Here is a 10486-nt window from a genome sequence, read left to right as displayed (position 1 = left end):
TACCAGGCCGCCGTGTCCAGCGCACCCCGCTCCACCCACCGGTACAGCTCGTCCAGCCGGTCGGCGGGCAGCGCCCAGTCGCCGAGCGGAAACGCCCGTCCGGCCAGGTCGCCCGGCCGCGCCCCGGCCGCCCCCTGCTCGCCCCGCCCGTCCTGCGGCGGCCCCTCGGGCTGCCTCTCCGGCTGACCCACCCGGCACTCCCTACTGCTCACCGTCCGCTCCTGCTCGGAACCCTTCCTACCGCCCAATGGGTGGCGAAACCGTGGGTTCCGTCGTCTTTCCGCCCAGAAGATGCCCTTGATCAGGTATAGGACTGGGGCGACATCACTCGAAAGAGTGCTGGGGCGAGGGCCGCCCGGACCACGTAGGCTCGTGCCGAACGGGAAAAATCCGCGACGAGCCGTAGCGACAGGAGCCGAACGTGATCCCCGGTGGTGGCCAGCCCAACATGCAGCAGTTGCTCCAGCAGGCCCAGAAGATGCAGCAGGACCTCGCCCGGGCCCAGGAGGAACTGGCACAGACCGAGGTCGAGGGCCAGGCGGGCGGCGGCCTGGTGAAGGCGACGGTCACCGGCTCCGGCGAGCTGCGCGGCCTCGTGATCGACCCGAAGGCGGTGGACCCCGAGGACACCGAGACCCTCGCAGACCTGGTCGTCGCCGCCGTCCAGGCGGCCAACGAGAACGCGCAGACCCTCCAGCAGGAGAAGCTCGGACCCCTCGCCCAGGGCATGGGCGGCGGCAGCGGCATCCCCGGCCTGCCTTTCTGAGTTCGCCTTTCTCAGACCGGCGGAAGCCATCTACCGTACGTAGTGCAGGAACCTCAGGAAGGACGGCAGTCCGTTGTACGAAGGCGTGGTCCAGGACCTCATCGACGAGCTCGGGCGCCTGCCCGGCGTCGGTCCCAAGAGCGCGCAGCGGATCGCCTTCCACGTCCTCCAGGCGGAACCGACCGACGTACGACGGCTCGCCCAGGCCCTCATGGAAGTGAAGGCCAAGGTCCGCTTCTGCGCGACCTGCGGGAACGTGGCGCAGGAGGAGCAGTGCAACATCTGCCGCGACCCCCGGCGCGACCCCGCCGTCATCTGCGTGGTGGAGGAACCGAAGGACGTCGTCGCCATCGAGCGCACCCGCGAGTTCCGCGGGCGCTACCACGTGCTCGGCGGCGCGATCAGCCCGATCGACGGGGTCGGCCCCGACGACCTCCGCATCCGTGAACTGCTGGCCCGCCTGGCCGACGGCACGGTGACGGAGCTGATCCTGGCCACGGACCCGAATCTGGAGGGCGAGGCCACGGCCACGTACCTCGCCCGCATGATCAAGCCCATGGGCCTCAAGGTCACCCGCCTGGCCAGCGGCCTCCCGGTGGGTGGGGACCTGGAATACGCGGACGAGGTGACTCTCGGTCGCGCCTTCGAGGGGAGACGACTCCTAGATGTCTGACGCCACGCTGCACGCGACCAACCAGAACCCCGACGACTTCGCGGTCCAGATCGCGGACCAGATCGAAAGCTTCCTGGTCGCGGTCACGGAGGTGGCCAAGGGCGACGAACCGGACTCGGCCGTCCCCTTCCTGCTCCTTGAGGTCTCCCAGCTGATGCTGGCCGGCGGCCGCCTGGGCGCCCACGAGGACATCGTCCCCGACGAGCGCTACGAGCCCGACCCGGGCCCGGAACTCGACGTCGACGAACTCCGCGAGAACCTCGCCCGCATCCTCGACCCCATCGACGTCTACTCCGAGGTCTTCGACCCCTACGAGCCGCGCAAGGCCCCGGTCCCGGCCCGTATCTCCGACGACCTCACCGACGTCATCACCGACCTCCGCCACGGCATGGTCCACTACAAGGCCGGCCGCACCACGGAGGCCCTGTGGTGGTGGCAGTTCTCCTACTTCTCCAACTGGGGCTCCACCGCCTCCGCCACCCTGCGCGCCCTCCAGTCGGTCGTCGCCCACGTCCGCCTCAACCAGCCCCTGGCCGCCCTCGACGGCCTGGACACCGACGAGGACCTCGGCGACGACACCCTGGAATCGGAGGCCGGCAGGGTCATGGTGGAGGAGATCGCGGGACCGCTGGGGCTGCGGCCGGTGAAGTGACGACCTCGTCCGCCCCGGTCACGCACAGCCATCGTCGGCGATACGCTCGGTAGTCCACGAGTAGCCGGAGGTGGACGCTGTGCCGGTACCGAACGACAACTCCCGGTCACCCGCGGCCTGGTGCTACGGCGGCAACCAGATCAGACGCTGGCGCACCCTCGCCAACGTCAGCCGCGAGGCCTTGGCCGCCGCGGCCAACTACGCCCCCGAGACCATCTCGTCCATGGAACGGGGCGTACGGATGCCGTCGCCCCGCCTCCTCGACATCGCGGACGAACTCTGCGGCGCGCAGGGCATGCTGAGCGCGGCGAGGGCCCTCGACCCCGATGAGACGGCCCGCTTGATCGAGCGGAAGGCGGGCCGGCGTGAGTGATCGGTTGAAGTGGTTCAAGTCGAGCTACAGCGACAACGAGGGCGGCGCGTGCGTCGAGGTCGCCCACGACGACGCCGTCCACATCCGTGACTCCAAGTCGGCCGCTTCCGGTCCCGAGCTCCAGATCTCGCCGGGTTCCTGGTCGGCATTCATCGCCGCGGTCCGGCCGGAAGCCTGAGCGCCGGGGGCCGTGAGGGGCCCCGGGTGCGGGTTTTACGGAACGGAAAGATACTTGTGAACGTGTGACACGCCGCACTTTCCCGAGTGACCCGTCTTCGGTTGGGCATGAGCCAGCCTGAGCGAGTACCCGGGTCTCACCATGCGATACCGCAGAGGCGAAACCCGGACGCTCGGTAAAATGAGCCGACCGCAGTACATATACGTACGTGCGGAAAGAGACGGATTGAGCGAGGAGCGCACGTGGGCCTTGTCGTGCAGAAGTACGGAGGCTCCTCCGTAGCCGATGCCGAGGGCATCAAGCGCGTCGCCAAGCGGATCGTGGAAGCGAAGAAGAACGGCAACCAGGTGGTCGCCGTCGTTTCCGCGATGGGCGACACGACGGACGAGCTGATCGATCTCGCCGAGCAGGTTTCCCCGATCCCTGCCGGGCGTGAACTCGACATGCTGCTGACCGCCGGAGAGCGTATCTCCATGGCGCTGCTGGCCATGGCGATCAAAAACCTGGGCCACGAGGCCCAGTCGTTCACCGGCAGCCAGGCCGGAGTCATCACCGACTCGGTCCACAACAAGGCCCGGATCATCGACGTGACCCCGGGGCGTATCAAGACCTCGGTGGACGAGGGCAACGTCGCCATCGTGGCCGGCTTCCAGGGCGTCAGCCAGGACAGCAAGGACATCACCACGCTCGGGCGTGGCGGGTCCGACACGACGGCCGTGGCCCTCGCCGCCGCGCTCGACGCGGACGTCTGCGAGATCTACACCGACGTCGACGGCGTGTTCACCGCCGACCCGCGCGTCGTGAAGAAGGCGAAGAAGATCGACTGGATCTCCTTCGAGGACATGCTGGAGCTCGCGGCCAGCGGTTCCAAGGTGCTCCTCCACCGCTGCGTGGAGTACGCCCGCCGGTACAACATCCCGATCCACGTCCGGTCCAGCTTCAGCGGACTCCAGGGCACGTGGGTCAGCAGCGAGCCGATCAAGCAAGGGGAAAAGCAGGTGGAGCAGGCCCTCATCTCCGGAGTCGCACACGACACCTCGGAGGCAAAGGTCACGGTCGTCGGCGTGCCGGACAAGCCGGGCGAGGCCGCCGCGATCTTCCGGGCGATCGCGGACGCCCAGGTCAACATCGACATGGTCGTGCAGAACGTGTCCGCCGCCTCCACGGGCCTGACGGACATCTCCTTCACCCTGCCGAAGTCCGAGGGCCGCAAGGCCATCGACGCGCTGGAGAAGAACCGCGCCGGCATCGGCTTCGACTCCCTGCGCTACGACGACCAGATCGGCAAGATCTCGCTGGTCGGCGCGGGTATGAAGAGCCACCCGGGCGTCACCGCCGACTTCTTCACGGCGCTCTCCGACGCCGGGGTGAACATCGAGCTGATCTCGACCTCCGAGATCCGCATCTCGGTCGTCACCCGCAAGGACGACGTGAACGAGGCCGTGCGCGCCGTGCACTCCGCCTTCGGTCTCGACTCCGACAGCGATGAGGCAGTCGTCTACGGGGGCACCGGCCGCTGATGTCCGTCACCGCACGGGACGGGCGGCCCACGCTCGCCGTCGTGGGCGCGACCGGTGCCGTCGGCACGGTCATGCTCACGATCCTGTCCCAGCACGCGGACGTCTGGGGTGACATCCGCCTGATCGCCTCGCCGCGCTCGGCCGGCCGCAAGCTGGCCGTGCGCGGCGAGGAGGTCGAGGTCGTCGCGCTCACCGAGGAGGCCTTCGACGGCGTCGACGTCGCCATGTTCGACGTCCCCGACGAGGTCGCCGCGCAGTGGGCGCCGATCGCCGCCGCCAAGGGGGTGGTGGTGGTCGACAACTCCGGCGCGTTCCGGATGGACCCGGACGTGCCGCTCGTCGTGCCCGAGGTCAACCCGCACGCGCTGCGGATGCGGCCGCGGGGCATCGTCGCCAACCCCAACTGCACCACCCTCTCCATGATCGTGGCGACGGGCGCGCTGCACGCCGAGTTCGGGCTGCGCGAGCTGGTCGTCTCCTCGTACCAGGCGGTCAGCGGCGCGGGCCGGGAGGGCGTGGACACGCTGCGCCGGCAGCTTTCCCTGGTGGCCGGCACCGAGCTGGGGACGCACCCCGGTGACGTGCGGCGGGCCGTCGGCGACGACACCGGGCCGTTCCCGGAGCCGGTCGCGCTGAACGTCGTACCGTGGGCCGGGTCGCTGCGCGAGGACGGCTGGTCGTCGGAGGAGATGAAGGTGCGGGACGAGTCCCGCAAGATCCTCGGACTGCCGCAGCTTCCGGTGGCCGTGACGTGTGTACGGGTCCCCGTCGTCACCACCCATTCCCTGACCGTGCACGCCCGTTTCGAGGGCGAGGTCACCGTCGACCGGGCCCGGGAGATCCTGGCCACCGCGCCCGGCGTCGTCCTCTTCGACAACCCGGCCGCGGGGGAGTTCCCCACCCCCGCCGACGTGGTCGGCACCGACCCCACCTGGGTGGGGCGGGTACGGCGGGCGCTGGACGACCCGACGGCGCTGGAACTCTTCGTCTGCGGGGACAACCTGCGCAAGGGCGCCGCGCTGAACACCGCGCAGATCGCGGAGCTGGTGGCCGCCGAGTTCGCCTGAACCCCCATCAGGCTCCCTCAAATCCCGTCAGGCCCCATCAGAGGGGCGAAATGCCCTGGCCACCGTGGGTTTCCTTTGTAGGATCTGTGGACGAGATGTGATCCGGAAGTTGGTCCGGACTACTTGTACCCGGCACCTGTGCCGTCAGAGGATTTCCTCCCCGCCCTCCGCAACCGTGCGGAAGGCGGGGAGCGTCTTTGCGGTCACCCATTCAGGGCGCGGAGACGCGTGGGTCGGCGTGGGGACGCCGAGGGCGGGCGTGGGGACGCTCGTTCACATGGGACATAGGGGATGAGCGGACGATGAGGGCGTATGACGCACCGTCAGCCGGGCGGCTGCCCGACGGACAGGACCGACACGGGAACGTGACGCCCGGCACGTACAACCCTCGCGGGGGTCGGCGTGTCCAACAGGCGTGGCAGAGGTACTCGAATTCACCGCATCGACGCGTGGTCCCGCTGTGCGGGCCCCCGGCCGGTCAGTCCGCCCCCGTGTGGCCGGTCCGGCCGGTGGCATGCCGGTGATCGCGCCGATGCCAGCAGCGCGGCCGGCCCGCATCTCGAACCAGCGCGACGGCTCGGACGACACGGTGGCGGCGGGTACCACCGTCGACCACCTCACCGAGACGTACCGGGCGCACTACCGGTCGCTGCTCGGCCTCGCGGCCCTGCTCCTCGACGACACCGCCTCATGCGAGGACGTCGTCCAGGAGGCCTTCATCCGCGTGCACTCCGCGCGCAAACGCGTCCGCGACCCGGAGAAGACCCTGGCGTATCTGCGCCAGACCGTCGTCAACCTGTCGCGTTCGGCGCTGCGCCGCCGCATCCTGGGCCTCAAGCTGCTCTCCAAGCCGATGCCGGACATGGCGAGCGCGGAGGAGGGCGCCTACGACCAGTTGGAGCGCGACTCCCTGATCAAGGCGATGAAAGGGCTCCAGCGCCGCCAGCGCGAGGTCCTGGTCCTGCGCTACTTCGCCGACATGACCGAGGCACAGGTCGCCGAGACGCTCGGTATATCCCTCGGCTCGGTGAAGGCGTACGGTTCACGCGGCATCGCGGCGCTCAGGGTGGCCATGGAGGCACCGGCATGAGTGACGGCAAGGGGCACGCTCCGCGGGAAGAGGGCGCGTCGCAGGAAGGGACCGTTCCCCGGGAGGGGCCCGCGCCGGACGGACCCGCCGCGTCGGACGGACCGGCCGCGGCGGACCCGGTGGCCGCGACCGCCGGACAGGATCAGCAGAAGCACACGCACGACGCTGGGAACGGAACTGTGAACCACGGCCCCGCCGACCAGGGCCCCGACCCGCGAGGGCAGGACGGGCCCGACGCCGACGAGGCGGCGCTGCGCCGGATGCTGCAGCAGGCCGTCCAGGACGTCGAGCCGAGCGAAGGCACCCTGGAACACCTGCGCCGCGCGGTACCCGCCCGGCGGGCCCGCAAGCGCCAGGCCGCCGTCGGAGTGGCCGCCGCCGCCCTCTTCCTGGGCACCGCGGTCCCCGCCCTCGTGCACGTCTCCAACTCCACCGGCCCGGGCGCCGACCCGTCCGTCGCGGGCCATGCCTCGCAGGCCCAGGGCGGCTCCTCCCAGGGCAAGGACCCGGCCGGCGGCCAGAGCGGTGTCGTCGGCTCCCCGGGCACCGCCGAGGGCGAGGACCGCACCGACCCCGAGAAGACGCCGGAAGGCGAGCAGAGCGGCGCGGCCACGGGTTCCGCACCCGGGACGGCCCCCTCGCCCAGCGTCGCCGCCGACGTTCCGGCGTGTGCGCCGAAGCAGCTCGCGTCGGCCGTCGCCAGCATCGCCGAGCCCGACTCGGCGGGCGTGGTCTACGGCTCGTTCCGGGTCACCAACGTCTCCTCGGACGGCTGCACCGTCACCGGCCCCGGCAGCGTGTCCACCGCCTCGCAGGGAGCCGCGGACCGCTCCAGGATCGGCACGGCACGGCATGTGGCGGGCGACGCCGCGGCCGGACTGCCCGACCCGTCCCTGGAGACCGCGGCAGTGACCCTGGCGCCGGCCTCCGGGTACGAGGTGCAGTTCGCATGGGTGCCCTCGGAGACCTGTCCCACCACCGGCGGCACCACCGGGGGCAGCACCGGCGGACCCTCGCCGGACCCCTCGCCCACCGGGGACACGACCGCCGCGGGCGGCACCTCCACGGGCGGCGCCGAGGCCGGTCCCACGACGCAGCTGCTCAGCGAGGACGGACCGGCGGACGGAAGCGTGTCGGTGACCTACGCCCCGGAGGGCGGGTCCGGCTCGGCCACGGCCACGGTGTCCAACGCGTGCGTGGGCACCGTGTACTGGACGGGTGTGCTGGCGGGCACGGAGTCGTAAGGGGCGCCTGCTCAGGCGTTGGACGGGCTGGGCCGCGCCGCCCGCTCGGTCTCTTCCCCGGCGGTCTCGGCGTCCTGCGCCTCCTCCACCGTCAGCCCCAGCTGCGCGTCCCGGGCGAGTTCGACCTCGCGACGCAGCAGCCGGAACCACATGAAGATCACGAAGCCCACGAAGGCGAACCACTCGGCGGTGTAGCCGAGGTTCTGGAACGCCTTCAGGTCGAGGCCGCTGTTCTGCGGCGCGCTGACGGGCACGGCCCGCATCCCGGAGTCGCCGCTGTTCAGCGTGACCCACGCGTCGTACACGTCGTACGGCACGAGGTTCAGCAGCGTCGCCGCGCTGATCGAGCCGGTCTGCCCGGCGGGCCATCCGGAGCGCCCGCTGACGCCGTTGCCGCCCGGTGACTCCGGGGCCTGCAGCGCTCCCGTGACGGTGACCTCGCCGGCGGGCGGGGCCGGGACCTTCGCCGGGTCGGGTGCGCCCGGCAGCCAGCCGCGTACCACCGGCAGCGCGCGGCCGTCGTCGGTGCGCAGCAGCGTGAGGACGTAGTAGCCCTCCCGGTCGTCCAGCTTCCGCTCGGGGACGAGCAGCTGGTCGTCGTACCGGCCGGTGGCGGTGGCCTGCTTGCCGACCGTGGACTTGTCCAGCGGCAGCAGCTCGTCCAGCGGGCGGGGCGCGTCCCGGCGGGCCTCCTCGTGCTGGGTGGCCGCCGTCTCGTGGTCCTGCACCCGGTCCTCGAAGCGGCCCAGCTGCCAGGAACCCATGAAGATGCAGAAGGGGATGGCCAGGACGACGAAGACGTTGATCCCCCACCATCGGGGCGTCAGCAGAAACCGGTACACGCCCTCCACGGTACGGGGCGGGCCGGTGCGCCCCTGCTTCGGGGCTGTGGAAAACGTGCGGGCCGGCGGGTGGACGGGCGAGGTTGTCCACAGGCTGGGGATCCCGTCTGCGCGCGGTCGGCGGGTCGGGGCAGTATGGGGCCATGACTGAGAGCAACGGGTCCGTTCGGTCGGACAAGTCGTCGGACGAGTCGGACGAGCGGCAGACGCAGGGCGAGCAGATGCCCGAGTGGGAGAAGCGGTTCCGGGCGCCCAGGGTGTCCCTGCCCGACTGGGCCGAGGACGCCCCGGACCGCTCCCTGTTCGTGTCGAACGCGACGGGGACGTACGAGCTGTACGCCTGGGACCGCGCCTCCGGTGACCAGCGCCAGGTCACCGACCGGCCCAACGGAACGACGGACGGCGTGCTCTCGCCCGACGGCGACTGGATCTGGTGGTTCGACGACAAGGACGGCGATGAGTTCGGCGTCTGGCGCCGCCAGCCCTTCGCGGGCGGGGCGGACGAGGCGGCCGTGCCGGGCCTCGACCCCTCCTACCCGGCGGGCCTCGCCCTCGGCCGCGACGGACGTACGGCGGTGGTCGGCCGCTCCACCGACGAGGAGGGTACGACCATCCATCTCGCGCGCGGGGACGGCGCCGCCCCGGCGGAGATCTACCGGCACCGCGAGTCCGCGGGCGTCGGCGACCTCTCGCACGACGGCACGCTGATCGCGATCGAGCACACCGAGCACGGCGACGCGATGCACTCGGCGCTGCGCGTGCTGCGCCCCGACGGCACGACGGTCGCCGAGCTGGACGACACGGCGGGCGGCGAGGAGGAGCTGGGCCTGGAGGTCCTGGGCTTCGCGCCGGTCGACGGCGACACCCGCCTGCTCATCGGGCACCAGCGCCGGGGCCGCTGGGAGCCGCTGGTGTGGGACGTGGCGACGGGGGAGCAGACCGACCTCGCCCTGGAGCTGCCGGGCGACGTCAGCGCCGAGTGGTTCCCGGACGGCAGCGCCCTGCTGATCGTGCACGGCTTCGAGGCCCGCAGCGAGCTGTTCCGGTACGACTTCGCCGAGCGCGAGCTGGCCGAGATCGAGACGCCCGCGGGCACCGTCTCCGGGGCGACGGCCCGCCCGGACGGCACCGTGGAGTACCTGTGGTCCTCGGCCGCCGAGCCCTCGGCCGTCCGCTCCACCACCGGCCGCGTCGTCCTGGACCCGCCCGGCATGAAGTCGCCGCGCTCGGTCCCGGTGGAGGACGTGTGGGTGGAGGGCCCCGGCGGCCGCATCCACGCCCTGGTCCAGAAGCCCGCCGGCGCGACCGGCCCGCTCCCGACGGTCTTCGACATCCACGGCGGCCCGACCTGGCACGACAGCGACTCCTTCGCCGCCGGCCCGGCCGCCTGGGTGGACCACGGATACGCGGTGGTCCGTGTCAACTACCGGGGCTCCACCGGGTACGGACGCGCCTGGACCGACGCCCTCAAGCACCGGGTGGGACTCATCGAGCTGGAGGACATCGCGGCGGTGCGCGAGTGGGCGGTCACCTCCGGCCTCGCCGACCCCGGCCGCCTCATCCTCACCGGCGGCTCCTGGGGCGGGTACCTCACGCTCCTCGGCATCGGCACCCAGCCCGAGGCGTGGACCCTGGGCATCGCCGCCGTCCCGGTCGCCGACTACGTCACCGCGTACCACGACGAGATGGAGGGCCTGAAGGCCCTCGACCGCACCCTGCTGGGCGGCACCCCCGAGGAGGTCCCCGAGCGCTTCGAGGCGTCCTCCCCGCTGACCTACGTCGACGACGTCAAGGCCCCCGTCTACATCTCGGCCGGGGTCAACGACCCACGCTGCCCGATCCGCCAGGTCGAGAACTACGTCAAGCGCCTGGAGTCCCGCGGCGCCGTCCACGAGATCTACCGCTACGACGCGGGCCACGGCTCCCTGGTCGTCGACGAACGCATCAAGCAGGTCCGCCTGGAACTGGACTTCGCGGAGAGGTATCTGCCGAAGGGCGCCTAGAGTTCCGACGCTTTTCGACCTGACCCTCTCTCCCAACCGAGTCGGGTGGTGGGTGGGCAAAGGCCGGGGGTCCAGGGG

Annotated in this window: 11 protein-coding genes and 1 pseudogene; 10 read left to right on the top strand and 2 right to left on the bottom strand. The window is 71.4% G+C overall.

Features of this window, described 5'->3' with window-relative positions:
- Window positions 1-191 (bottom strand): annotated as a pseudogene (locus DMH12_RS34475) (hypothetical protein); the annotation flags it as partial.
- A 230-nt stretch (window positions 192-421) separates the two neighbouring features.
- Between DMH12_RS34475 and DMH12_RS34470 the strand changes: the two are divergent.
- The 9 genes from DMH12_RS34470 to DMH12_RS34430 all read left to right on the top strand — a co-directional run bounded on the left by DMH12_RS34470 (window position 422) and on the right by DMH12_RS34430 (window position 7563).
- Window positions 422-766 (top strand): YbaB/EbfC family nucleoid-associated protein, encoded by a 345-nt coding sequence (locus tag DMH12_RS34470; protein ID WP_079163602.1) that lies wholly within the window; start codon window positions 422-424, stop codon window positions 764-766.
- 73 nt (window positions 767-839) lie between these two features.
- Window positions 840-1439, top strand: coding sequence for a recombination mediator RecR (gene recR, locus DMH12_RS34465; RefSeq protein WP_064729020.1), 600 nt, complete (start codon window positions 840-842; stop codon window positions 1437-1439).
- Window positions 1432-2091 carry a DUF5063 domain-containing protein gene (locus DMH12_RS34460; RefSeq protein WP_125495271.1) on the top strand — a complete coding sequence of 220 codons (660 nt, stop codon included), beginning with the start codon at window positions 1432-1434 and terminating at the stop codon, window positions 2089-2091. The genes recR and DMH12_RS34460 overlap by 8 nt, the downstream gene beginning before the upstream one ends.
- Window positions 2092-2170: 79 nt before the next feature.
- Window positions 2171-2464, top strand: a complete 294-nt coding sequence (locus DMH12_RS34455) for a helix-turn-helix domain-containing protein (RefSeq protein WP_125495270.1) — start codon at window positions 2171-2173, stop codon at window positions 2462-2464.
- Entirely contained in the window at window positions 2457-2642 is a 186-nt protein-coding gene (locus tag DMH12_RS34450; protein ID WP_125495269.1) for a DUF397 domain-containing protein, read from the top strand. Before DMH12_RS34455 ends, DMH12_RS34450 begins: the two co-directional genes overlap by 8 nt.
- 242 nt (window positions 2643-2884) lie before the next feature.
- Window positions 2885-4162: an aspartate kinase gene (locus DMH12_RS34445; RefSeq protein ID WP_064729024.1), complete on the top strand. Its 1278-nt coding sequence runs from the start codon at window positions 2885-2887 to the stop codon at window positions 4160-4162.
- Window positions 4162-5229 (top strand): aspartate-semialdehyde dehydrogenase, encoded by a 1068-nt coding sequence (locus tag DMH12_RS34440; RefSeq protein WP_125495268.1) that lies wholly within the window; start codon window positions 4162-4164, stop codon window positions 5227-5229. Before DMH12_RS34445 ends, DMH12_RS34440 begins: the two co-directional genes overlap by 1 nt.
- A gap of 514 nt (window positions 5230-5743) precedes the next feature.
- Window positions 5744-6319 carry a SigE family RNA polymerase sigma factor gene (locus tag DMH12_RS34435; protein WP_125495267.1) on the top strand — a complete coding sequence of 192 codons (576 nt, stop codon included), beginning with the start codon at window positions 5744-5746 and terminating at the stop codon, window positions 6317-6319.
- The gene (locus DMH12_RS34430; RefSeq protein ID WP_260474452.1) at window positions 6316-7563 is read left to right on the top strand and encodes a hypothetical protein; all 1248 of its coding nucleotides are present in this window, start codon (window positions 6316-6318) and stop codon (window positions 7561-7563) included. The genes DMH12_RS34435 and DMH12_RS34430 overlap by 4 nt, the downstream gene beginning before the upstream one ends.
- Before the next feature lie 11 nt (window positions 7564-7574).
- On the opposite strand, the gene DMH12_RS34425 is transcribed toward DMH12_RS34430, so the two are convergent.
- A complete protein-coding gene (locus tag DMH12_RS34425; protein ID WP_185832725.1) occupies window positions 7575-8405 on the bottom strand; it encodes an SURF1 family protein in 831 nt (276 codons plus the stop codon).
- A gap of 143 nt (window positions 8406-8548) precedes the next feature.
- Between DMH12_RS34425 and DMH12_RS34420 the strand changes: the two genes are divergently transcribed.
- On the top strand, window positions 8549-10408 hold the full coding sequence (locus tag DMH12_RS34420; protein ID WP_125495265.1) for a prolyl oligopeptidase family serine peptidase: 1860 nt from the start codon (window positions 8549-8551) through the stop codon (window positions 10406-10408).
- Window positions 10409-10486 lie beyond the last annotated feature (78 nt).

The sequence above is a fragment of the Streptomyces sp. WAC 04229 genome, assembly GCF_003947455.1.
Lineage (GTDB): Bacteria > Actinomycetota > Actinomycetes > Streptomycetales > Streptomycetaceae > Streptomyces.
Note: the sequence above shows the minus strand (reverse complement) of the source record. Positions and strands in the feature narration are given on the sequence as shown.

Excerpts from the sequence above, each read along its gene's own strand:
- DMH12_RS34440 (WP_125495268.1), top strand. The coding sequence starts at position 4,162 with ATGTCCGTCACCGCACGGGACGGGCGGCCCACGCTCGCCGTCGTGGGC.
- DMH12_RS34435 (WP_125495267.1), top strand. The coding sequence starts at position 5,744 with ATGCCGGTGATCGCGCCGATGCCAGCAGCGCGGCCGGCCCGCATCTCG.
- DMH12_RS34430 (WP_260474452.1), top strand. The coding sequence starts at position 6,316 with ATGAGTGACGGCAAGGGGCACGCTCCGCGGGAAGAGGGCGCGTCGCAG.
- DMH12_RS34460 (WP_125495271.1), top strand. The coding sequence starts at position 1,432 with ATGTCTGACGCCACGCTGCACGCGACCAACCAGAACCCCGACGACTTC.
- DMH12_RS34420 (WP_125495265.1), top strand. The coding sequence starts at position 8,549 with ATGACTGAGAGCAACGGGTCCGTTCGGTCGGACAAGTCGTCGGACGAG.